Here is a 21,530-nt window from a genome sequence, read left to right on the forward strand (position 1 = left end):
GCTGCCGGCTGCCGTCAGTCGCGGGGCATGGTGGTCGTCCGCTCCGTGTCGCCGAAGGAGACCCCCGGGATGATCGAGGGGATCCTGACCGTGGCCGTCACCTTCACCTCGTCGTGGGCGCCGGCCCACTGCCGGAACCGGGCGCCGTCCGCGAGCCAGTCGCTCATCGCCTCCCGGCCGGCCTGCGCGGGAGGCATCCCGGGACGGTCGTGCGAGGCCATGCGGGCCGCGGCGCGGGACGCCGTGCCCGCCTGCTGGATCGTGTACGCGGCGAGGCCGAACTGGATCAGTGCCAGCCCGACCAGGATCAGGACGGGGAGCATGCCGATGTACTCGACCGCGACCTGCCCCCTGTCGGAGCGTCGTCTGCGCAGCACCATGTCTCAGTTCTCCTTCGCCGCCGCCGCTTCTCCGGTGACCGAGAAGGGGAAGTCGACGATCCCGGGGAAGAGGACGGGCACCTTGAGAGCGACCTCCGCCTTGACCAGACCGGAGTCGACCCAGCAGTCGGTCCTCGCCGACTTCCTCCAGTCGCCCTCCAGACCTCCCTTGCCCGCCCGCTCGCACGCCTCGCTCCGGCTCCCCTTCCGGAGGTCGGCCACGGCCGCTCCGTGCGCGGCCCTGTCGGCCGCGTCGCCGGCGAGCGTGTAGGTGTAGCCCAGCAGCGCGCACTGCCACAGCAGCACGAGGGTGGCGATGATGACCGGCAGCATGCCGATGAACTCGACGGCCACCTGCCCCTCGTCACCTCCGGTGCGTGAGCGCGCCGCGGTCCGGTCCCGCCCCGTCACCGTGTCGACTTCTCCCATCAGCCGGTCCCCCCGCTCGGTTCGGTGGTGCCGTTGCCACGGCGTCCGCCGCGGCGGCGGCGCAGGCCGATCGATCCCCGGTCCCCGTGTCCGCCGCCCTTGCCCTGCTGTGCCCTGGACGCGTCGACCAGCCCGAGTTCTCCCGCCAGGGCCCACATCGCCTGCCTGACGGGACCGCGGGGGTCCAGGTCCTGCACACGGCCGGAGTCGACCGCCGCCTGGAGTTCCTTGAAGCCGGCCGGGATCGCGCTGCGGGCGGCCGGGGTGCCCACGATCCGCTCGACGAGCGGGGGCTGGATCTCGGTGTTGCGGGTGTGCCGGTTGACGACGGCCAGCGTCTCCCCCGCCTTGCGGATCTGCAACCGGTCCCACAGCCTGATCATGCGCTTGGCCGCCCGGACGGCGACGACGTCCGGAGTGGCGACCAGCAGCGCCGTGTCGGCCATCTCCACGGCCGCGGCGTTCGCCCCGTTCATCTGCGTGCCGCAGTCGACGACCACGACCTCGTACCGGGAGCGCAGCGCGCCGATGATCTGGCGGGCGGCGCGCTCGTCGACCTCCTCCCCGCGTTCGCCCTCGCCCGGGGCGAGGAGCAGGGCGAGGCCGGTGGGGTGGGAGAACAGGGCGTCCTGGAGGACGCGGGGCGAGATGTCGGCGATGCTGGCCAGGTCCGCGATCGAGCGGCGGAACTGGACGTCGAGGTACGACGCCACGTCGCCGGCCTGGAGGTCCATGTCGACCAGCGCCACGCTCTTTCCGGAGGCACGGGCTGCGAGTGCCAGCTGGACGGAGAGCAGGGTGGCGCCCACGCCGCCCTTGGCGCCGCTGACCGTGACCGCGGTGCCGCCGGGACCGCTGAAGACGTCGCCGCCGGAGCCCAGGTGGCGCCGCACTCCCACGGCCCACTGGGCGGCGGCGGAGATCCGGGCGGAGAGTTCGTCGTACGACAGCGGCAGGCCGACCAGCCCGCGCGCGCCGGAGTCCATGGCGGCCGAGTACAGCCCGGGGCCGGCGTCCGCGCTGATCAGGACCACCCCGACCGCCGGGAAGCGCAGCGCGACCTCCCGGATCAGCTCCAGCGCGGGGACCGGCCCGATGTGCTCGTGGACGAGCACGACCTCGGGGAGGTCGCCCACCGACTCGCCGGCGAGGGCCGCGAGGGTGTCCAGGAGCAGGGTGGAGTCGCCGACCGGCTGGGCCGGCTCGGTGCCGGGAAGCTGGCTCAGCAGTGTGGAGACGGACCGGGCCGCGTCGGCGTCGCCGACGGCCGGGAGGATTCTCGTGGCCATCCGTTGTCTCACCTGTCTCCGACGAGGGTGTAGGTGCGTTCTTCCTCGGCGATGGTCGTGTCACTCCCGGGCGCGACGAGGGCGAGCCGGACGTTGACGGCGAAGGACTCGGCGAAGGCCACACGCTGGGTGTCGAGGGTGTTGAGCGCGAAGGTGATCGGCACCGCCTCGGACTCGCGGTCGATGTCCTCGTTCTCCCTGGTGATGGGGGTGAGCTCGCCGACGTCGATGACGCGGGCGTTGCTGACGATCACCCGGGAGATCTCGTTCTCCTTCTTGTCCTGGAAGGTCGCGTAGATGTTGACCGTGGAGCCGGGCCGGATCTTGCCCGCGACACCGGTGGCCGCGTCGATCATGATGGCGATCTCCTGCTCGCCCTCACGGAGTTCCGGCTGGTCGGTGATCATGTCACTCTGGAGGAGCGACCCCTTCTTCAGAGGATTGGTCGCGATCTTGCCGCTGAACTCGTCGGTCGCGGTGACGGCGGTCTTCGGCAGCCAGCGCCTGGGTATCCTCACCTTCTCCACGACGCTCTCGTCCAGGGCCCGGTAGGCCGGCACGTTCTTCGACAGGCGGTACGCCGTGACTTCCGGGCCGACCTTCGACTCCACGTCGCTGATCACCGACAGGACGCCCGCGAAGGCCGCGAAGGCGCACAGGACGGACAGCAGCAGCAGAATGACACCGCGGCGCTGGCGTGAGTTCATGGTTGCGGACTACCTCGTTCGGGGACGTTGGCGTTGGGCGGTTCATGCGGGCCGCACGTGGCCGGGCCACCAGGCTTCCGGTGCGGCCGGCGGCGGCGCGCCTCAGTGCGGCCGGCCGGATGCGGAAGCCCCCTGACTGACGACGTCGACGGGTCCGCTCCGGTTCTCGGGCGGTGTCACGGGCGAGGAGCAGAAGACGCAGCGGTCTCCGATCAGTTCGAGACCGCACCAGCGGCACTCTTCGCGCCGTACCGAGCTGACGAGTTGGTACAGGACGGAGACGTCCGGGATGGACGCGGCGAACTCGACCAGTTTCCCGGTGCCCCACCAGCGCGGTGAGTCCGCCGGGAGCCGAGTCTCCTGGACGTCCACCACCCGCCACTGCGGGGCGAGCGTGCCGGTCACCCAGTCCGGGGAGAGCTGGCCGGCGGCGTAGGTGAGCCGGGTGGGGAACTCCGGGCCGGGCAGCGTGCCGCCGTCGCCGATCCTGATCATCCGGGGGGCGGGAGCGGCGAGCACCCCGAACTGGATGCCGGGCACCCAGGACTTGGCGTGCGCCTTGAGGCCGACCGGGACGTGGTCGAGCCCGGTGACGGAGTTCAGCAGGGCGCCGGCGTGGGTGTAGTGCGCCAGCAGGCGCGCGGCGGCGCCGAGGACTCCGGGGCTGAAGCCGCAGGTGGACAGCTGGCGCAGCTGGTGCACCAGGACACCGGTCGCCAGCGGCGGCAGGTCCGTTCCCAGCAGGGCGATACGGTCGCTCTCCAGCATCGAGCGGACGGTGTGCAGCCGCCGCACGAAGGGGACGGGGACGGACGACTGGTACAGCACGACGACGTAGCCGTGCTGCTCGACGAGGACCTGCATCTCCGCGAGGGCGGCGTCCAGCGGCTGCCGGCCGGGAGGCGTCAGGACGTGCGCCGTCGGCGTGTGCGGATCCGGCGGTGGCAGCACCAGATCGGCGCTGGTGACAGCTATCGCGGTGGGCATCCGAGGTTCCCCGTTCAAAACTGCTCCGGCCTGCCGAGTTCTATACGGCTCGTCAACTCAGCAGCTTATCCGCGCCTTAAGCGGCAGAGAACACTCACCGAAGACCGGTGGATGCACTTGCGCCACTCCCCCTGCCCAAAGGCAGACACAAGGTGACACATCGGCGCCCCGTCGACCACTTCCCGAACACGATGGCGAGGAATTGGCCGAACTCCGTTTTCGCCGGACCACCGTGCGGACCACATTAGCTGAGCCATGAATTTGCACTGTCGGTAACATCGGTGGCCCCGGTGCCGGCCCGGCTTGATAAAAGGCCAGGTCCCTGACCCGGCGCCGGACTGCGCCCCCTGCCCCGCGCACTTTCCGTCATCACGGAGGCTTTGGGCCCGTTTTTGGGCCCACGGGCCCACGCCCCACTCCTCCCGCCTGCCTAGCCTCACCGGCGTTCGGTCGGAAAACCGCAACGCACAGGACAGACACAGGGCAGGGGGACCGTCGCATGGCGCCGAGAGGTGACGGCGGGTCGGGCATACGGTTCGGCGACCGGGGCGCCACCGCGACGGAGTACCTCGGGATGCTCGTGGTGGTCGTCGCCGTCCTCGCCGCCGTGTCGGTCACCGGGGCCGGGCAGGCCGTCGGCGACCGCATCGGATGCGCCGTCGCCGGCATCGGCGGCGGAGGCTGCGGCGCCGACGCCCCCTTCGGGCGGCTGATGTTCGACGAGGGCGTGTCCGGCAGGATGTCCTACGACGGCGAGACCGATGCCGCCGCCTACGGCTTCGAGGTGAACCTGGGGATGGGCCTGGGCTTCTCGGTCTCCACCGAGCAGAAGGAGGAGACCCTGAGCGACGCGCGGTTCCTCGGTGCGCCGAGGGACGGAAGGCGCGAGTACGTCCCCTACAGCTACTGTGCGAGCTGAACGCCCCTCCGGCGGCGCCGCGTCCGCGGCCCCTGCCGGGAGAGCCGGACCAGGAGAGCCCGACCAGGAGAGCGAGTACCCGATGAGCACCGCCGCCCGGACCGCCGCACGCGCCCTCTCGGCGTTCGCCGCCGCCGCGCTGCTGCCCCTCCTCGCCGGCTGCGGCGGGCAGGGGGCGGGGGCGCGGCGACGCCCGCGGGCTGGGGGACGCTGGAGACCGAGCGGCTGACCGTCGCCTACCCCGGGGGTACCGGGAGCAGGACGACGAGGAGCGAGGTGAGCACAACGACGCCGCGGCGGTCCTCACCGAGGACGGCCGGACCACGGGCATGGTCTCCGTCCAGCTGGACTTCATGAAGGCGGGGGACGCCGACATGGCCGCCACCGGCGCGGAGGCCCGCGTCCAGCTCGGCGCGGCACCCACGGGGCGCGAGGAGGTCGAGGTGGAGGGGACGGACGAGGCCCGGCGCATCGACTACGAGTTCACCTCCGGCGGTGAGCGCGGCACGCCCGGGAAGGGCACCCGGATGAGGGGCATGATGGTGGCCGGGCTGGACTCGCGCGACAAGGCCTTCCTGGTCACCGTCGACACCGTCGAGGGCGGGCTGTCCCGGGCGGACCTGGACAGGATCGTCGACAGCGTCACGGTCCGGTAGGGCGGGCCGCGGGGCGGCCGCCGTCCTGCTCGCCCCGGCGTTCGTCATGTCCTTACCGAACCCCGTCTCCTCTCCGCCCGGCCGCGGGCGCCACCCAAGGGCCGTGCCACATCGCAGCGTTGTCACGGAAAGCCCCGTCCCCCTTGACATCCTCATTGGTCTGAACCATTCTTCCGGCTCAGCACGGTGGCCACCGTCTCCCCACGCGCGCTCACCCCCTACGCACGGAGGCAGCAGTGGAACGCAGGACGCGAAGAGACACCACAGTCGGCGGGAGAGACGCGACGCCCGGCGCGCGCCGTACCGCACGCGCCCGCACCAGAATCGTCGCGGCGCTCGGCGCCGGGGCGGTCGCGGCCGGCGCGATGACGTTCGGCGGGCTCTCGGGCAGCGCCGGGGCCGCCGAGCCGAACCTGGTACGGAACGCCGGCTTCGAGTCCGGCCTGAGCGGCTGGACCTGCTCCGCCGGCAGCGGCACGACCGTCTCCTCCCCGGTCCACGGCGGCACGGCGGCGCTGAAGGCCGCGCCCTCGGGCAGCGACAACGCCAAGTGCACCCAGACCGTGGCCGTGCAGCCGGACTCCGAGTACGAGCTGAGCGCCTGGGTGCAGGGCTCGTACGTCTACCTCGGCGCGAGCGGCACCGGCACCACCGACGTCTCCACCTGGACCCCCGGCGGCTCCGGCTGGCAGCAACTGAGGACTTCCTTCACCACAGGCCCGGACACCACCTCGGTCACCGTCCACACCCACGGCTGGTACGGCCAGAGCGCCTACCACGTGGACGACGTCTCCCTCACCGGCCCCGGCGGCGAGCCCGACCCCGACCCCGAGCCCCCGGCCGTGCCCGGGGGACTCGCCGTCGGCGCGACCACCTCCTCCTCGGTCACCCTGAGCTGGAACGCGGTGGACGGCGCCACCGGCTACACCGTCTACCGGGACGGGGCGAAGGCCCTTTCTGTGCAGGGCACCTCGGCGACCGTCACCGGACTCGCGGCCGCCACCTCCTACGAGTTCCGCGTCAGCGCCGTCAACGGCGCGGGCGAGTCGGCGAAGTCCGCCCCCGTCACGGCCACCACGGCCCGGGCGGGCGACGGCGGCGGCCCGGGCTCCGGCGTCCCCGAGCACGCCCTGACCGGTTACTGGCAGAACTTCGACAACGGCGCGCGGGTGCAGAAGCTGCGCGAGGTGCAGGACCAGTACGACATCATCGCCGTCTCCTTCGCCGACTCCACGGCCAGCACCGGTGAGATCACCTTCAATCTCGACCCGGCCCTCGGCTACTCCTCCGTCCAGGAGTTCAAGGACGACATCGCGGCCAAGCAGGCTGACGGCAAGAAGGTGATCGTCTCGGTGGGCGGCGAGAAGGGCAACGTCATCGTCAACGACTCCGCCTCCGCCGCGCGCTTCGCCGACAGCGCCCACCGGCTGATGGAGGAGTACGGCTTCGACGGCGTGGACATCGACCTGGAGCACGGCATCAACTCCACCTGGCTGACGCAGGCTCTGCGCTCGCTGTCGGCGAAGGCCGGGCCCTCCATGGTGCTCACGATGGCGCCGCAGACCATCGACATGCAGTCCACGTCCACGGAGTACTTCAAGCTGGCGCTGAACGTGAAGGACATCCTCACGGTCGTCAACATGCAGTACTACAACAGCGGTTCGATGCTGGGCTGCGACAACAAGGTGTATTCGCAGGGCTCGGTGGACTTCCTCACCGCGCTCGCCTGCATCCAGCTCGAAGGCGGCCTCGACCCCTCCCAGGTGGGCCTGGGCACCCCCGCCTCCACACGCGGCGCGGGCTCCGGCTACGTGGACCCCTCCGTGGTGAACGACGCCCTGGACTGCCTGGCCCGGGGGACGAACTGCGGCTCGTTCAAGCCAGCGCGGACCTATCCGGGCATCCGCGGCGCGATGACCTGGTCCACCAACTGGGACGCGCTCAACGACAACCGGTGGTCGGACACCGTCGGCCCGCACGTCCACGCACTGCCGTAGCACCGGCGGCGGCGAAACTGAGAAACGGAGAAACAGAGAAACGGAGCCCGGCCCGCGGCGGACGCGGACCGGGCCCCGTGCCGTTCGCGCACGGGCACCCGGCAGGGCGGTCACCAGGGCAGTTCGCGCACCTGCTGGACGCACAGCACGACGAAGGTCAGCCCGGCCGCCGCCAGCATCACGTTGCTCAGCGGGCCGTTGCGCCACCGGCGCGGAGTACGGCCGGAGTTGAGCAGCCACAGCAGGGTTCCGGCGAGGAAGGGCATGAAGAAGGCACCCAGCACGCCGTAGGCGATGACCAGCCCGAAGGGCTTGTCCAGCCACAGCAGGCCCATCGGCGGGAACGTCAGCCACAGCAGGTAGCCGCGGAACGGCCGGGAGCGCTCGCGCTGCCCGCGCGCGACCTCGACGACGGGGGGCTCACCGCCGGTGCCCTGCGCCCGTGCCGCGCGCGTACGCTCCACGAAGTCGGCGAACAGCAGGCTGACGCCGTGCCAGACGCCCACGAGGGAGGAGAAGGAGGCGGCGAGGAAGCCGATCAGGAAGAGCTTGGCGGTGACGGCCCCGAAGCGTTCCTCCAGGATCCGGCCCAGGTCCAGCAGCCCCTGGTCGCCGGAGCCGACGGCGGTGCCGGCGGCGTGCAGCAGCTCGGCGCCGACGATCAGCATCGCCACCACGAAGACGCCGGTGGTCAGGTACGCGACCCGGTTGTCCAGACGCATCATCCGCATCCAGCCGCTGTCGGTCCACCCCTTGGCGTTGACCCAGTAGCCGTACGCGGCCATGGTGATCGTCCCGCCGACACCGCCGACCAGGCCGAGGGTGTAGAGCAGCGAGCCGTCCGGCAGCACGGGCAGCAGCCCGGCGGCGGCGTCGCCGAGGTGCGGCGTGACGCGGACCGCCACGTAGACGACGACCGTGAACATCACTCCGACGAAGACCATCATGATCTTCTCGACGATCGCGTAGCGGTTGAACCAGACGAACGCCAGGCCCGCCAGGCCGCACAGGATCGCCCACGCCTTCAGCCCGAGGAAGCCCGGGAAGAGGGCGACCAGCGGCAGTGCGCTGGAGGACATGGCGGCGGCGCCGTAGACGAAGCCCCAGACCATGACGTAGACCGCGAAGTAGACGGTGGTCCACGCGCCCAGGCTGCGCCAGCCGTCGAAGATCGTCCGGCCGGTGGACAGATGCCAGCGGCCGGTCGCCTCCGCCAGCGCGATCTTCACCAGGCAGCCGACGACGGCCGCCCACAGCAGGGTGTAGCCGAACCTGCTGCCGGCCACGAGGGTGGCCACCAGGTCTCCGGCGCCCACGCCGGTGGCCGCCACCACGACGCCGGGGCCGACCAGCCGCCAGCTCGCCTTCCGTTCGGGCGGGGCCGCCGCGGTCCCCGCCCCGCCCGCGGACCGTTCCGCGCCGTCCGCCGCGCCCTTCTCGCCCGTACTGGCCATGTACGCCCTCCGCTCTCGTCCCCGTGACCGGCGTGGCGCATACAACAGCGCACCGCCGGACGGCACAAGAGGGCGCATCGGCGCACGCGGACGCGCGGACGGCGCGGACGGGAGTCAGTCCAGGACGGCCATGGCGTCGATCTCGACCAGCAGACCGGCGGGCAGGCCGACGTAGACGGTCGTCCGCGCCGCCGGGGGGCCGGTGAGGCCCGCCGCGCCGGCGAGGTACTCGTCGTAGATCTCGTTGAACTCGGCGAAGTGGCCGGTGTCGGTGAGGTAGACGCGGACCATCACCACGTCCTCCCAGCTCGCGCCGCCCTCCCTCAGGACCGCCTCCACGTTGGCGAGGGTCTGGAGGGTCTGCTCGCGCAGGGCCGGCCCCGCCGGTGCGGGCGGCCGCCCGGGTACGGCGGGCAGGAAGCCGACCTGTCCGGCCACCTGGAGGATGTTCCCCTTGCGCACGCCGTGCGAGAAACGGGCGGGCGGTGCGGTGTGGGCCGGCGGGGTGAACGCGGTCCTGGCGGGGGTGTCGCTCACGGTCGTCCTTCCGGATGGATGGGGGTTCGCGGGGTCTCACCGGCTCAGGAGGCGGGCGGCCTGCCCGAGTACTCGGCGCTGGCGGCGTCGGCCGTACGCCGCACCAGTGGCAGCAGGCGCATGAGCTCGTCGGCGCCCGCTACGGCGGCGGGCGCGGAGACCGACAGCGCGGCGGCGACCCGGCCGTCCGCGCCGCGCACGGGGGCGGCGACGCAGTTGACCGTCTCCTCGTGGCCGCCGAGGTCGGTGGCCCAGCCCTGCTCGCGCACCCGGGCCAGTTCCCTGAGGAAGGCGGCCGGTCCGGGCGTGGAGCGGGGGGTGTGGCGGGGGTAGTCCAGGCCCTCGGCGAGCGCGCGCCGCTCGGCCTCGGGCAGGTCGGCGAGGATGACCTTGGCGACCGCGGCGACGGTTACCGCCACCGGTCTGCCGATGCGCGAGTACATCCGCACCGGGTAGCGGCTCTCGACCTTGTCGATGTAGAGGACCTCGTCCTCCTGCCGCACCGCCAGGTGGACGGTGTGGCCGCATGCCTCGTTCAGCTCGGCCAGGTACGGGTGGGCGACGGCGCGCACGTCGATGTTCTCAACGGCCTCCTGGGCCAGCGCGATCAGCCGCGCCCCCAGGCGGTAGCGCTGGTCGGCCTGTCGGTGGACCATGCCGTGCTCGTGCAGGGTGCGCAGCAGCCGCAGGGCGGTGGACTTGTGGACGTCCAGGTGCCGGGCGACCTGTTCGAGGCCTGCCGGTCCGCGCGCGAGCAGGGGAAGGATGCTCAGCGCCCGGTCGACGGTCTGGCTCATCTGTCTCACGCCTTCCGTGTGGTCCAGCCGGGGGTGAGCCGCAGTCTGCCCCAGGCGTCGTCGTCGAGCGCGGCCAGCCGGTCGGCCAGGACCCGGCCGGGCGGCTCGGCGAGGTCGCCCGGGCGGGTGAGCGCGGCGGCGGCGGCCAGATGGCCGTGCCGCAGCCGCGCCCGCGGGGGCAGTCCGCGCAGGGTGGCCGAGAGGAACCCGGCGGCGAAGGCGTCCCCGGCACCGACGGGGTCGGCCGTCTCCACGGACAGGGCGGGCACCCGGCACAGGCCCGCCGCGGTGTGGGCCGTCGCGCCCCAGCCACCGTCCTTGACGACGAGCACGGACGGCTCCGGCAGCAGCTCGCGCAGGGCGGCGGGATCCGCCGCGCCCCAGGCCGCCCGCGCCTCGTCCGCGCCGGTGAAGACCAGGTCGCAGCGGCGGGCGAGGTCGAGCAGGACGGCCGGATCCCGCCCCTTCCACAACCCTGCCCGGTAGTTGACGTCGAAGGACAGCAGCGGCCGCCCGGGCCGGGGCGCGGTCAGCTCGTACAGCAGTGCCCGGCAGCCGTCGGACAGGGCCGCCGTGATGCCGCTGAGGTGGAGGACCCGGCCGGATTCGGCGGCGGCGCGGTCGACGGTGGCCGGGGACATCGCCGAGGCGGCCGATCCGGCGCGGTGGTAGAGCACCTCGGCCAGGGCCGGATCTGCGGGCCGCTCGCCTGTGGTGGAGCGCTCGCCGCCGGTGCGGAAGTAGACGCCGGTGGGGCGCTCGGGGTCGCGGCGCACCGCGGAGACGTCCACGCCGTGGGCGGCGACCTCGGCCAGTACGTGGTCTCCGAAGCCGTCCGTGCCCACACGCCCGATCCAGCGGACCCGGTGCCCGGCGCGGGCGAGCAGGCAGGCCGTGTTGGACTCGGCGCCGCCGACGCCGCGGACGAAGACCGGGGAGTCGGCGAGCCGGCCGGAGCCGGCGGGCCGGAAGGCCGCCATGGTCTCCCCCAGGCAGACCACGTCGAAGGGGGCCCCGGCACGAGGCCCGGCGGCCGCGGGAGGTGCCGAGGGCGCGGTGGACGCAGGAGACACGGGAGGCACAGGAGGCACAGGAGGCACTGCCACGGTCGCCCCTCCCCTTCTCCGCTTCCGGGCGGCCCGCGGGCCGCTCCCCGTCCCGGCCGTCCGTTGACCGGGCGTTCGCGGGGATGCTAGACAGCAACAAGCACTATGCGCAATAAGTGTTGCACATATCGCAACAGCCTTTCCGAGCCCGTCACGGAGTCCGGAGTTCACCATGGCCGACGAGTACCCCGAGCCCCCCGAGCACCTCCGGCGTCCCGAACCCCCCCGGCGCACCGGGGGGCCCGGGCCCGCGGACCCCGTCGCCCGTCTCGCCGGCGAGGTCGTCGACCACCGCTTCAAGGGGTTGCCCCCGGACGCGGCCGGACTGACCGTGGGCGAACTGGCGGCCGAGCGGCGCCCGCTGTTCACCGGCGGCTTCACCACCCCGGTGCTGACGCTGACCGCCGGGGCGCTGGAGCACAATCTGCGGCAGCTCGGTGCCTTCGCCGCCCGCCACGGCCTCGCCCTCGCCCCGCACGGCAAGACCTCGATGTCCCCGCAGCTCTTCCGGCGCCAGCTCGGCCACGGCGCCTGGGGCATCACGGCCGCGGTGCCCTCCCAGGCGCGCGTCTGCCGGGCCTTCGGGGTGCGGCGGATCTTCCTGGCCAACGAGGTGGTGGACGCCGCCGCGCTGCGCTGGATCGCCGCGGAACTGGCAGCGGACCCGGAGGCGGTGATCGTCTGCTACGTGGACTCGGTGCGCGGCGTGGAGCTGATGGACGCCGCCCTGGCTCCGGCCCGCGGCGCCTTTCCCGCTCCGCGCCCCCTCGACGTCGTCGTCGAACTCGGCGTCCCGGGCGGCCGTACCGGTGTGCGCACGGCCGACGAGGCGGCCCGGGTGGCGCGGGCGGTGACGGACGCGGCGTCGCTGCGGCTGGTCGGTGTCGCCGGTTACGAGGGCGAGGTGCCGGACGCCGACGCCGCGCGTGTACGGGCCTGGCTGGAGGACCTGGTCGCGCTGGCCGCCGGCCTGGACGCGGCGGGCCGCTTCGCCGCCCTGGGGCCGGCCGAGGAGATCGTGGTGAGCGCGGGCGGCAGCGCCTGGTTCGACGTGGTGGCCGAGGTGTTCGGGCGCGTACCGGAGCTGTCTCGCCCGGTGCTGAGGCTGCTGCGCTCGGGCGCGTACGTCTCGCACGACGACGGTCACTACCACCGCGCGACGCCGTTCAACCGCGCCCCCGGGCAGGGCTCGCTGCTGTCGGCGTTCCGGCTGTGGGCGCAGGTGGTCTCCCGGCCCGAGCCACATCTGGCGCTCCTCAACGCGGGCAAGCGCGACGCCTCCTACGACCTGGGCCTGCCCCAGCCGGTGGCCGTCCGCACCGCCGGCGGCGCCGAACGGGCCGCGGACGGGACGGAGGTGGTGAAGCTGGCCGACCAGCACGCGTTCGTCCGCCTCGCACCGGGTGCGGAGCTGGAGGTGGGCGACTGGGTGGCGCTGGGCCTGTCGCATCCGTGCACGGTCTTCGACCGGTGGCAGCTCATCCCGGTCGCCGAGGCCGACGGCACCGTCACCGACTTCGTCCGCACGTTCTTCTGACCCCCTTCCCCCGCCCCGCCTTCGACCTTCGAGAACCGGAGTCCGCCGTGGAACTCGTCCTGCGCGGCGCACGCGTCGCCGACGGCACCCCGGCCCCAGCCCGCCGGGCCGACGTCGGCGTCGACGGCGGCCGGATCGCCGTGGTCCACCGCGAGGGCGACCCCGGACCGCGCCCCGGCGCACAGCGCGTGCTGGAGGCGGACGGCCTCGTCCTCGCGCCCGGCTTCATCGACATGCACGCCCACAGCGATCTGGCACTGCTGCGCGATCCCGCCCACGTCGCCAAGGTCGCCCAGGGCGTGACGCTGGAGGTGCTCGGGCAGGACGGTCTGTCGTACGCGCCGGTGGACGACCGCACGCTGACGCGGGTACGGCAGGCGATCACCGGATGGAACGGGGACGGCTCGGACGTCGGGTTCGACTGGCGGACCGTCGGGGAGTACCTGGACCGGCTCGATCGCGGCACCGCCGTCAACGCCGCCTACCTCGTCCCCCACGGCACCGTGCGGGCGATGGTGGTCGGCTGGGAGGCCCGGCCCGCCACGGACGGGGAGCTGGAGAAGATGCGGCGCCTGGTGGCCGAGGGCCTGGAACAGGGCGCGGTGGGGATGTCGTCCGGCCTGACGTACACCCCGGGGATGTACGCACCGGACGCCGAGCTGACCGAGCTGTGCCGGGTGGTGGCGTCCTACGGCGGCTACCACTGCCCCCACCACCGCTCCTACGGCGCCGGCGCGCTGGAGGCGTACGCGCAGATGATCGAGGTCGCCCGCGCCTCGGGATGCGCCCTGCACCTGGCGCACGCCACCGTGAACTTCTCCGTCAACGCCGGTCGCGCCCCCGAACTGCTGGCCCTGCTGGACGCGGCCCTGGACGAGGGCGTGGACCTGACGCTGGACAGCTATCCCTACCTGCCCGGCTGCACCACCCTGGCCGCGCTGCTGCCGAGCTGGGCGGCCGAGGGCGGTCCCGGGGCGGCCCTCGCCCGGCTGCGGGACCCGGCGGTCTGCGCCCGGATCCGGTACGCCATGGAGACCGAGGGCTCGGACGGCTGCCACGGGGTGCCGGTCGACTGGGACACCGTGGAGGTCTCCGGGGTGACCGACCCCGCCCTGGCCGGATACGTGGGCCGCACGATCGCGCGGTCGGCGGCCGGGCGCGGCGAGGAGCCGTTCGCGGTGGCGCGGCGGCTGCTGCTTCAGGACCGGCTGGGCACCACCGTCCTCCAGCACGTCGGGCACGAGGAGAACGTCCGGGCGATCATGCGGCACCGCGCCCACACCGGCGGCAGCGACGGCATCCTCGTCGGCGGCCGGCCCCATCCGCGGGCGTGGGGCACCTTCCCTCACTACCTGGGCCGCTATGTGCGCGAGTCGGGTGTGCTGTCGCTGGAGGAGTGCGTGGCGCACCTGACCGGGCGGCCGGCCGCCCGGCTGCGACTGCCGGACCGGGGGCTGGTGCGTGAGGGGTACCACGCCGACCTGGTGCTGTTCGACCCGGAGACGGTGGCGGCGGGGGCGACGTTCGAGGCGCCGCGCACCCCGCCGTCGGGCATCCCGCATGTGCTGGTCGGCGGCCGGTTCGCCGTCGAGGACGGCCGCCGCACCGATGTGCTCGCCGGCCGCTCGGTGCGGCGCGGCGCCCGACCGTCCGCCGGGGGCGGATGTCGGGCGCCGGGCGTCAGCCGTCAGGAGGCGTTGTAGGCGACCAGGGAGATCCCCACGTAGTGGACGGCGAAGGCGGCCAGGGTGAGGGAGTGGAAGACCTCGTGGAAGCCGAACCAGCGCGGTGAGGGGTTCGGCCGCTTGATGCCGTAGACGAGGCCGCCCACGCTGTAGAGGAGGCCGCCGACGATCACGCACACCAGGACGGCGACGCCACCCGCGCGCAGGAAGTCGGGCAGGAAGAACACCGCGGCCCAGCCCATCGCGATGTAGCAGGGGGTGTAGAGCCAGCGCGGCGCGCCGACCCAGAAGACGCGGAAGGCGATGCCGGCGACGGCGGCGGCCCAGACGCCCCACAGCAGCAACTGGCCGCGGCCTCCGGGTACGAGCAGGATCGTCAGGGGCGTGTAGGTGCCCGCGATGATCAGGAAGATGTTCGCGTGGTCGAGGCGGCGGAGCACCGCGTTGGCGCGCGGGCCCCAGTCCCCGCGGTGGTACAGGGCGCTGACGCCGAACAGCAGACAGGCGGTCAGTGTGTAGACCGCGCAGGCCAGACGGCCGCGCGGGGTCTGCGCCAGGGCGGTCAGGAAGATCCCCGAGATCAGCACGGCCGGGAACATCCCGGCGTGCAGCCAGCCCCGCAGGCGGGGCTTGACGGGGTGGACGGACCTCTCGGCCCCGTGGTTCTCGTGGTCCCCACGGCCGTCGCGGTCGTCGGCGGGCAGAGTCCTGGGGGATTCGGGCACTGCGGCGGTCATACGTCTCATCGTACCTACGTGATCGTAGGTTTCACCGCCGCGTGTCCATGCTCACCATACGGCCGTCTGGACAGAATCGCCCCGAGGGCGGAATATCAAATGAGCGTGGTCGACACCGGATGAGCAACGCCGCAGCATCCGGGTCGCAGCCCCCACGGGGCCGTGTCTGAAGTACGGACGAACAAACCGGATACACGTGCGGTATCCGGCATGAAACCCTCGACATCTGGAGCGATTGTGGCGCGCAGTACTGCGGCTCCCGGCAACACCATCCCCACCCGTCACCAGGAGCTGACCGCCTGGGTCGACGAGATCGCGGCCCTCACCCGGCCCGACCGCGTCGTCTGGTGCGACGGCTCGGAGGCGGAGTACGACAGGCTCTGCGGGGAGCTGGTCGAGAAGGGCACCTTCACCGGGCTCGACCCGGTCAAGCGACCCAACTCGTACTACGCCGCCTCCGACCCGTCCGACGTGGCGCGCGTCGAGGACCGCACCTTCATCTGCTCCGAGAAGGAGGAGGACGCGGGCCCCACCAACCACTGGATGGATCCCGCGAAGATGCGCGAGGTCTTCACCGGGTCCGGTGGCGAGGGCGGCGTCTTCCGCGGCTCGATGCGCGGCCGGACGATGTACGTCGTCCCCTTCTGCATGGGTCCGCTGGGCTCTCCGCTCTCCGCACTGGGCGTGGAGATCACCGACTCCGCGTACGTGGCCGTCTCCATGCGGACGATGACCCGCATGGGCAGCGCCGTCCTGGAGGAGCTGGGCGAGGACGGGACGTTCGTCAAGGCGGTCCACACCGTCGGCGCACCGCTTCGGCCGGGCCAGGAGGACGTCCCCTGGCCGTGCAACTCCACCAAGTACATCTCCCACTTCCCCGAGACCCGTGAGATCTGGTCCTACGGCTCGGGCTACGGCGGCAACGCGCTGCTGGGCAAGAAGTGCTACGCGCTGCGCATCGCCTCGGTGATGGCGCGCGACGAGGGCTGGCTCGCCGAGCACATGCTGATCCTGAAGCTGACGCCGCCGCGCGGTGAGTCGAAGTACGTCGCCGCCGCGTTCCCCAGCGCCTGCGGCAAGACCAACCTGGCGATGCTGGAGCCGACGATCCCGGGCTGGACGGTCGAGACGATCGGCGACGACATCGCCTGGATGCGCTTCGGCGAGGACGGCCGCCTCTACGCGATCAACCCCGAGGCCGGCTTCTTCGGCGTGGCGCCGGGCACCGGCGAGCACACCAACGCCAACGCGATGAAGACCCTGTGGGGCAACGCGATCTTCACCAACGTCGCGCTCACCGACGACGGCGACGTGTGGTGGGAGGGCATGACCTCCGAGCCCCCGGCCCACCTGACCGACTGGCGGGGCGACGACTGGACGCCCGGTTCCGGCACCCCCGCCGCGCACCCCAACGCGCGCTTCACCGTGCCCGCCTCGCAGTGCCCGATCATCGCGCCGGAGTGGGAGGACCCCAGGGGCGTGCCGATCTCGGCGATCCTCTTCGGCGGACGCCGCGCAAGCGCGGTGCCGCTGGTGACGGAGTCCTTCGACTGGCAGCACGGCGTCTTCCTCGGTGCCAACGTGGCCTCGGAGAAGACGGCCGCGGCCGAGGGCAGGGTCGGCGAGCTGCGCCGCGACCCGTTCGCCATGCTGCCGTTCTGCGGTTACAACATGGGCGACTACATGGGCCACTGGCTGGATGTCGGCGCCAAGGCCGACCCGGCGAAGCTGCCGAGGATCTACTACGTGAACTGGTTCCGCAAGGACGAGGGCGGCCGGTTCGTGTGGCCGGGCTTCGGCGAGAACAGCCGGGTGCTCAAGTGGATCGTCGGCCGCCTGAACGGCGAGGCGGAGGGCGCCGAGACGCCCATCGGCATCGTCCCGGCCAAGAGCGCCCTGGACACCGACGGTCTGGCGCTGCCCGAGGCGGACCTGGAGTTCCTGCTGAAGGTGGACGAGAAGGCCTGGCGCGAGGAGGCCGCCCTCATCCCCGAGCACCTGAACACCTTCGGCGACCACACCCCGAAGGCGATGTGGGACGAGTACCACGCCCTGGTCGAGCGCCTGGGCTGAGCGGCCGGCCGGACGGCCGGGCCGCACCGCGGGAGCCCGCGGGCCCGTCCCGGCACAGGACGCCGGGACGGGCCCGCGGGCTTCCCGTCCTCCGGCCGGCGCCGGTCCTGCGGGTCCGGTGCCGGTCAGCCGACCTCGGCCAGACCCAGTGCCCGGGCGTGGACCTCCATCCGCTCGGCGGCCAGGGGGGCGGCCGCCGCGTCCGAGCGGGAGGTGGCCACGGCCAGGGCCTGCCCGGCGAGCGTGTGGGCCCGCTGGTGGAGGGCCGCGACGCGGGAGGCGTCGGCGCCGGCGGCGGACGGCTCGGCCCGCAGCGGGGCACGCCCTGCGCACAACCGGGTGACCTGTGCGTCGAGCCGCTGTGCGGCGTCGTCCAGCTCCGCGTCCGGGGTGTGCGCGCGGATCTCGTCGGTCACGGTCAGCAGCGCGGTGAGATGGCCGGCCAGCCTGTTGTCCAGCTCCTCCTCGCGGGAGCGGCGCGGGAGGAGTCCCTCGGTCCTGGCCGGATCGGCCATGGCGTGGACCGACGGCGTGCGAATCGGTTCGTACATGGGATGGCCTCCTGGCTGATTCAGGAGGCCACCTTAACTTGGACTCTGTCTAAACTTGTCGCGGATGCAGAAAGTTTCCCGGCGTCTTCGCCAACTCCCGCCAGGCCTTTCCCATCCGTCCGGACTCCGGTCACCCCGCGCCGCTCACCGGACGCGGACGACCCCTCGGTGCTGGCCCTCAGTGCTGGCCGTAGCCGTCGAGGAACTTCCCGATCCGCTGCACCGCGTCCGCCAGATCCTGCGCCGGAGGCAGCGTGACGATCCGGAAGTGGTCCGGCTCGGGCCAGTTGAATCCCGTGCCGTGGACGACCATGATCTTCTCCGCCCGCAGCAGGTCGAGGACCATCTGCCGGTCGTCCTTGATCCTGTAGACCTGGGGGTCCAGCCGCGGGAAGAGGTACAGCGCCCCCCTGGGCTTCACACACGTCACGCCCGGGATGGACGTCAGCAGCTCGTACGCGGTGTCGCGCTGCTCCAGCAGCCGCCCGCCCGGCAGCACCAGATCGTTGATCGACTGCCGTCCGCCCAGCGCGGTGGCCACCGCGTACTGGGACGGCATGTTGGCGCACAGCCGCATGTTCGCCAGGATCGTCAGGCCCTCGATGTAGCTGGCGGCGTGCGTCTTCGGCCCGCAGACGGCCATCCAGCCGCAGCGGTACCCGGCCACCCGGTAGGACTTGGACAGACCGTTGAAGGTGACGGTCAGCAGGTCGGGGGCGACGGCGGCGGTGGGGGTGTGGGTGGCGTCGTCGTAGAGGATCTTGTCGTAGATCTCGTCGGAGTAGACGATCAGGCCGTGGCGGCGGGCGATGTCCGTCAGGCCGCGCAGCACCTCTTCGCCGTAGACGGCGCCGGTGGGGTTGTTGGGGTTGATGACGACGATCGCCTTGGTGCGGTCGGTCACCTTGCGCTCGATGTCGGCGAGGTCCGGCATCCAGTCGGACTGCTCGTCGCAGCGGTAGTGCACGGCGGTGCCGCCCGACAGTGAGACCGAGGCCGTCCACAGCGGGTAGTCCGGCGTCGGCACGAGCACCTCGTCGCCGTCGTCCAGCAGCGCCTGCATGGACATCTGGATCAGCTCGGAGGCGCCGTTGCCGATGTAGACGTCCTCGACGTCCAGCTCGATGCCCTTGGTCTGGTAGTACTGCATCACCGCGCGCCGGGCCGCCAGGAGCCCCTTGGCGTCGCCGTAGCCGTGCGCCGACCCGACGTTGCGCAGCATGTCCTCGAGGATCTCCGGCGGACACTCGAAGCCGAAGGGCGCGGGGTTGCCGGTGTTGAGCTTGAGGATGCGGTGCCCCGCCGCCTCCAGCCGCATGGCCTCCTCGAGAACCGGGCCCCGGATCTCGTAGCAGACATTGGCGAGTTTCGTCGACTGGATCACCTGCATGACGGCCACTGTACGGACACACCGGGCCGGGCGCTCCGTGTTTTTCCCCACGTGGGTGACGTGCGGGCGGCGCGCGGGTGGTGGAGAGCAGCGCCGCCCGCACCGCCTCACGCCCCGGCGGACGACCCCACCGTCCGCGCCAGCCGCTCCGGGTCGGCCGTGGGGGCGTCGCACGCGAAGTGCCGGCAGACGTACGCGGCCGGGCGGCCGTCCAGCAGCGGCCGGTCGCGCAGCAACGCGGGCGTCTCCCCGTCCGCGCCGCCGTCCGCGCCGTCCCCGCCGCCCGCCGACGGTTCACCGACGGCCACCACCGCGCCGGGCGCGGTGGCCAGCAGGGCGGTGCGGTGCAGTACGGCGGTGGCCGGATCGCCGGCCGGGCCGACCACCGCGATCTCGCGCGGCCCGTCCAGCGCCGCCTCGGCCGCGGCCAGTCCCCAGCCGATGAAGCGCGGTACGCGCGGGGCCAGCGCCGTCACCACACCCAGCGCCCGCTCGGCGGCCTCGCGGTGGCGGGAGGACCCGGTGTGGGCGGCGTACGACAGCAGGGCCGCGGCGGCGGCCGTCCAGCCGGAGGGCGCGGCGTTGTCGGTGGGGTCCTGGGGGCGGCGGATGAGCCGCTCGGCGTCGTCGGCGGTGTCGTACAGGGCGCCGTCGGCGGCGGTGAAGCGCCTGAGCACGGTGTCCAGCAGGGTGCCGGCCAGCTCCAGCCAGCAGGCCTCACCGGTCACCGAGTACAGGGCGAGGAAGCCCTCGGCCACGTCGCCGTAGTCCTCCAGCACCCCCGCGCCGGAGCCCGCGGCGCCGTCGCGGGAGGTGCGCGCCGGGCGTCCGCCCTCGTCGAGGTGGACGGCGACCAGCAGATCGGCGGCGGCGGTGGCCGCCTCCACCAGATCGGGCCGGTCGAAGTAGGCGCCGGTCTCGGCGAGCGCGGCGATCGCCAGCCCGTTCCAGGCGGCGACGGCCTTGTCGTCCCGGCCGGGGCGCGGACGCCTGGACCGGGCGTCCAGCAGCCGCCGCCGCACCGAATCGATCCGCCCGGCGTCCGCGGGGCCGTCGGCGTCCGGGAGCCGGAGGACGGAGGCCCCCTCCTCGAAGGTGCCCTCCTCGGTCACCCCGAAGTGGGCGGCGGCCAGGCGGGCGTCCTCCTCGCCGAGGACCTCGCCCAGCTCGGCGGGCGTCCAGACGTAGTACGCGCCCTCCCGGTGCCTCCCGGTGCCGTCATCGCTGTCGGCGTCCAGCGCGGAGGCGAAGGCGCCCTGGGGGGTGCGCAGTTCGCGGACCATGAAGTCGGCCGTCTCCAGTGCGACCCGCCGCGCCCGCTCGCTGCCGGTGGCGCGCCACAGATGCGCGTACACCCGGCACAGGAGGGCGTTGTCGTAGAGCATTTTCTCGAAATGGGGCACCACCCAGGCGGCGTCGACCGAGTAGCGGGCGAATCCGCCGCCGAGCTGGTCGTAGAGGCCGCCGCGCGCCATCGCCTCGCAGGTCGCCTCCACCATCTGCAGCGCGCCCTCGGAGCCGGTGCGGGCATGGTGGCGCAGCAGGAACTCCAGCACCATCGACGGCGGGAACTTCGGCGCGCCGCCGAAGCCGCCGTGCCGCGCGTCGAACTCGCGGGTCAGTGCGAGCAGTGCCGCGCCCAGTTCCTCCGGCCGGGGCGGGCGCGGAGTGTCCCCGCCGTCGCCGTAGCCGATGCTCCGCCCCGCCAGATCGTCCACGATCCGCCCGGCCACCTCGGCGACCTCCTCGCGACGGTCGGTCCAGGCGGCACGCACCCCTTCCAGCACCTGGCGGAAGGAGGGCATCCCGTGCCGGGGCTCGGGCGGGAAGTAGGTGCCGAAGTAGAACGGTTCGCCGTCCGGCGTCAGGAAGACGGTCATGGGCCAGCCGCCCTGCCCGGTGGCGGCCTGGACCGCCTCCATGTAGACGGCGTCGACGTCCGGGCGCTCCTCGCGGTCCACCTTGACGGACACGAGGTGCTCATTCATATACGCAGCGGTGCCGTCGTCCTCGAAGGACTCGTGCGCCATGACGTGGCACCAGTGACAGGCGCTATAGCCAACGCTCAAGAGCACGGGGACATCACGCCGCCGCGCCTCCTCGAACGCCTCCGGCGACCAGGGCCACCAGTCGACGGGGTTGTCCGCGTGCTGGAGGAGGTAGGGGGACGTCTCGGCAGCGAGTCGGTTGGCCATGTCCCCATCCTGCCCTCTGTGCGCCCCGTGGGGGCGAACGCCGCGTCGCGAAGGCCCGCCCCCGGACGCCCTGTCGGGGGCGGGCACCGCGGAAGGACCGCGGA

At 72.8% G+C, this 21,530-nt stretch carries 19 protein-coding genes and 1 pseudogene; 7 read left to right on the forward strand and 13 right to left on the reverse strand.

Going from position 1 to position 21,530, the window contains the following annotated elements:
- Positions 1-14 precede the first annotated feature (14 nt).
- The 5 genes from ACGRHY_RS09055 to ACGRHY_RS09075 form a co-directional block, all read right to left on the reverse strand.
- Positions 15-380 (reverse strand): TadE/TadG family type IV pilus assembly protein, encoded by a 366-nt coding sequence (locus tag ACGRHY_RS09055; RefSeq protein WP_394634876.1) that lies wholly within the window; start codon positions 378-380, stop codon positions 15-17.
- Between the two features lie 3 nt (positions 381-383).
- On the reverse strand, positions 384-809 hold the full coding sequence (locus tag ACGRHY_RS09060) for a TadE/TadG family type IV pilus assembly protein (RefSeq protein WP_394634877.1): 426 nt from the start codon (positions 807-809) through the stop codon (positions 384-386).
- Complete coding sequence (locus tag ACGRHY_RS09065; protein ID WP_394634878.1) at positions 809-2,098, reverse strand: CpaE/TadZ family protein; 1,290 nt, start codon at positions 2,096-2,098, stop codon at positions 809-811. Before ACGRHY_RS09065 ends, ACGRHY_RS09060 begins: the two co-directional genes overlap by 1 nt.
- 8 nt (positions 2,099-2,106) lie before the next feature.
- Positions 2,107-2,805, reverse strand: a complete 699-nt coding sequence (gene cpaB / locus ACGRHY_RS09070; protein ID WP_394634879.1) for a Flp pilus assembly protein CpaB — start codon at positions 2,803-2,805, stop codon at positions 2,107-2,109.
- A 102-nt stretch (positions 2,806-2,907) separates the two neighbouring features.
- A complete protein-coding gene (locus tag ACGRHY_RS09075; protein WP_394634880.1) occupies positions 2,908-3,792 on the reverse strand; it encodes a hypothetical protein in 885 nt (294 codons plus the stop codon).
- 691 nt (positions 3,793-4,483) lie between these two features.
- On the opposite strand from ACGRHY_RS09075, the pseudogene ACGRHY_RS09080 reads away from it, so the two are divergent.
- From ACGRHY_RS09080 to ACGRHY_RS09095, 4 genes and pseudogenes are all read left to right on the forward strand, one after another.
- Positions 4,484-4,711 (forward strand): annotated as a pseudogene (locus ACGRHY_RS09080) (hypothetical protein); the annotation flags it as partial.
- 82 nt (positions 4,712-4,793) lie between these two features.
- Positions 4,794-4,940, forward strand: coding sequence for a hypothetical protein (locus ACGRHY_RS09085; protein WP_394634881.1), 147 nt, complete (start codon positions 4,794-4,796; stop codon positions 4,938-4,940).
- A 100-nt stretch (positions 4,941-5,040) separates the two neighbouring features.
- A complete protein-coding gene (locus ACGRHY_RS09090; RefSeq protein WP_394634882.1) occupies positions 5,041-5,367 on the forward strand; it encodes a hypothetical protein in 327 nt (108 codons plus the stop codon).
- A gap of 323 nt (positions 5,368-5,690) precedes the next feature.
- Positions 5,691-7,364, forward strand: coding sequence for a chitinase (locus tag ACGRHY_RS09095; RefSeq protein WP_394637973.1), 1,674 nt, complete (start codon positions 5,691-5,693; stop codon positions 7,362-7,364).
- A gap of 110 nt (positions 7,365-7,474) precedes the next feature.
- On the opposite strand, the gene ACGRHY_RS09100 is transcribed toward ACGRHY_RS09095, so the two are convergent.
- The 4 genes from ACGRHY_RS09100 to ACGRHY_RS09115 form a co-directional block, all read right to left on the reverse strand.
- The gene (locus ACGRHY_RS09100; protein ID WP_394634883.1) at positions 7,475-8,818 is read right to left on the reverse strand and encodes an Nramp family divalent metal transporter; all 1,344 of its coding nucleotides are present in this window, start codon (positions 8,816-8,818) and stop codon (positions 7,475-7,477) included.
- A 114-nt stretch (positions 8,819-8,932) separates the two neighbouring features.
- Positions 8,933-9,355: a RidA family protein gene (locus tag ACGRHY_RS09105; RefSeq protein ID WP_394634884.1), complete on the reverse strand. Its 423-nt coding sequence runs from the start codon at positions 9,353-9,355 to the stop codon at positions 8,933-8,935.
- 44 nt (positions 9,356-9,399) lie between these two features.
- Positions 9,400-10,152 (reverse strand): IclR family transcriptional regulator, encoded by a 753-nt coding sequence (locus tag ACGRHY_RS09110; protein WP_394634885.1) that lies wholly within the window; start codon positions 10,150-10,152, stop codon positions 9,400-9,402.
- Positions 10,153-10,157: 5 nt separating this feature from the next.
- Positions 10,158-11,225 carry a sugar kinase gene (locus ACGRHY_RS09115; protein ID WP_394634886.1) on the reverse strand — a complete coding sequence of 356 codons (1,068 nt, stop codon included), beginning with the start codon at positions 11,223-11,225 and terminating at the stop codon, positions 10,158-10,160.
- A gap of 205 nt (positions 11,226-11,430) precedes the next feature.
- On the opposite strand from ACGRHY_RS09115, the gene ACGRHY_RS09120 reads away from it, so the two are divergent.
- Both ACGRHY_RS09120 and ACGRHY_RS09125 read left to right on the forward strand, forming a co-directional pair.
- Entirely contained in the window at positions 11,431-12,795 is a 1,365-nt protein-coding gene (locus ACGRHY_RS09120) for an amino acid deaminase (protein WP_394634887.1), read from the forward strand.
- Positions 12,796-12,842: 47 nt separating this feature from the next.
- Complete coding sequence (locus ACGRHY_RS09125; RefSeq protein WP_394634888.1) at positions 12,843-14,498, forward strand: N-acyl-D-amino-acid deacylase family protein; 1,656 nt, start codon at positions 12,843-12,845, stop codon at positions 14,496-14,498.
- Here ACGRHY_RS09125 and trhA read toward each other — a convergent pair.
- Positions 14,483-15,217, reverse strand: a complete 735-nt coding sequence (gene trhA / locus ACGRHY_RS09130) for a PAQR family membrane homeostasis protein TrhA (RefSeq protein WP_394634889.1) — start codon at positions 15,215-15,217, stop codon at positions 14,483-14,485. The genes ACGRHY_RS09125 and trhA overlap by 16 nt on opposite strands.
- Before the next feature lie 237 nt (positions 15,218-15,454).
- Between trhA and ACGRHY_RS09135 the strand changes: the two genes are divergently transcribed.
- Positions 15,455-17,290 (forward strand): phosphoenolpyruvate carboxykinase (GTP), encoded by a 1,836-nt coding sequence (locus ACGRHY_RS09135; protein ID WP_394634890.1) that lies wholly within the window; start codon positions 15,455-15,457, stop codon positions 17,288-17,290.
- A 125-nt stretch (positions 17,291-17,415) separates the two neighbouring features.
- Here the strand turns inward: ACGRHY_RS09135 and ACGRHY_RS09140 are convergent, their stop codons facing one another.
- The 3 genes from ACGRHY_RS09140 to ACGRHY_RS09150 all read right to left on the reverse strand — a co-directional run bounded on the left by ACGRHY_RS09140 (position 17,416) and on the right by ACGRHY_RS09150 (position 21,426).
- Positions 17,416-17,841 carry an SCO4983 family protein gene (locus ACGRHY_RS09140; RefSeq protein WP_394634891.1) on the reverse strand — a complete coding sequence of 142 codons (426 nt, stop codon included), beginning with the start codon at positions 17,839-17,841 and terminating at the stop codon, positions 17,416-17,418.
- A 178-nt stretch (positions 17,842-18,019) separates the two neighbouring features.
- Positions 18,020-19,231, reverse strand: a complete 1,212-nt coding sequence (locus ACGRHY_RS09145; RefSeq protein ID WP_394634892.1) for a pyridoxal phosphate-dependent aminotransferase — start codon at positions 19,229-19,231, stop codon at positions 18,020-18,022.
- A gap of 107 nt (positions 19,232-19,338) precedes the next feature.
- A complete protein-coding gene (locus ACGRHY_RS09150) occupies positions 19,339-21,426 on the reverse strand; it encodes a thioredoxin domain-containing protein (protein ID WP_394634893.1) in 2,088 nt (695 codons plus the stop codon).
- Between the last annotated feature and the right edge of the window lie 104 nt (positions 21,427-21,530).

The sequence above is a fragment of the Streptomyces shinuiensis genome (assembly GCF_043660855.1).
Classification (GTDB): Bacteria; Actinomycetota; Actinomycetes; order Streptomycetales; family Streptomycetaceae; genus Streptomyces.

Excerpts from the sequence above, each read along its gene's own strand:
- ACGRHY_RS09055 (WP_394634876.1), bottom strand. The coding sequence starts at position 380 with ATGGTGCTGCGCAGACGACGCTCCGACAGGGGGCAGGTCGCGGTCGAG.
- ACGRHY_RS09060 (WP_394634877.1), bottom strand. The coding sequence starts at position 809 with ATGGGAGAAGTCGACACGGTGACGGGGCGGGACCGGACCGCGGCGCGC.
- ACGRHY_RS09065 (WP_394634878.1), bottom strand. The coding sequence starts at position 2,098 with ATGGCCACGAGAATCCTCCCGGCCGTCGGCGACGCCGACGCGGCCCGG.
- cpaB (WP_394634879.1), bottom strand. The coding sequence starts at position 2,805 with ATGAACTCACGCCAGCGCCGCGGTGTCATTCTGCTGCTGCTGTCCGTC.
- ACGRHY_RS09075 (WP_394634880.1), bottom strand. The coding sequence starts at position 3,792 with ATGCCCACCGCGATAGCTGTCACCAGCGCCGATCTGGTGCTGCCACCG.
- ACGRHY_RS09085 (WP_394634881.1), top strand. The coding sequence starts at position 4,794 with ATGAGCACCGCCGCCCGGACCGCCGCACGCGCCCTCTCGGCGTTCGCC.
- ACGRHY_RS09090 (WP_394634882.1), top strand. The coding sequence starts at position 5,041 with ATGGTCTCCGTCCAGCTGGACTTCATGAAGGCGGGGGACGCCGACATG.
- ACGRHY_RS09100 (WP_394634883.1), bottom strand. The coding sequence starts at position 8,818 with ATGGCCAGTACGGGCGAGAAGGGCGCGGCGGACGGCGCGGAACGGTCC.
- ACGRHY_RS09110 (WP_394634885.1), bottom strand. The coding sequence starts at position 10,152 with ATGAGCCAGACCGTCGACCGGGCGCTGAGCATCCTTCCCCTGCTCGCG.
- ACGRHY_RS09120 (WP_394634887.1), top strand. The coding sequence starts at position 11,431 with ATGGCCGACGAGTACCCCGAGCCCCCCGAGCACCTCCGGCGTCCCGAA.
- trhA (WP_394634889.1), bottom strand. The coding sequence starts at position 15,217 with ATGACCGCCGCAGTGCCCGAATCCCCCAGGACTCTGCCCGCCGACGAC.
- ACGRHY_RS09140 (WP_394634891.1), bottom strand. The coding sequence starts at position 17,841 with ATGTACGAACCGATTCGCACGCCGTCGGTCCACGCCATGGCCGATCCG.
- ACGRHY_RS09145 (WP_394634892.1), bottom strand. The coding sequence starts at position 19,231 with ATGCAGGTGATCCAGTCGACGAAACTCGCCAATGTCTGCTACGAGATC.
- ACGRHY_RS09150 (WP_394634893.1), bottom strand. The coding sequence starts at position 21,426 with ATGGCCAACCGACTCGCTGCCGAGACGTCCCCCTACCTCCTCCAGCAC.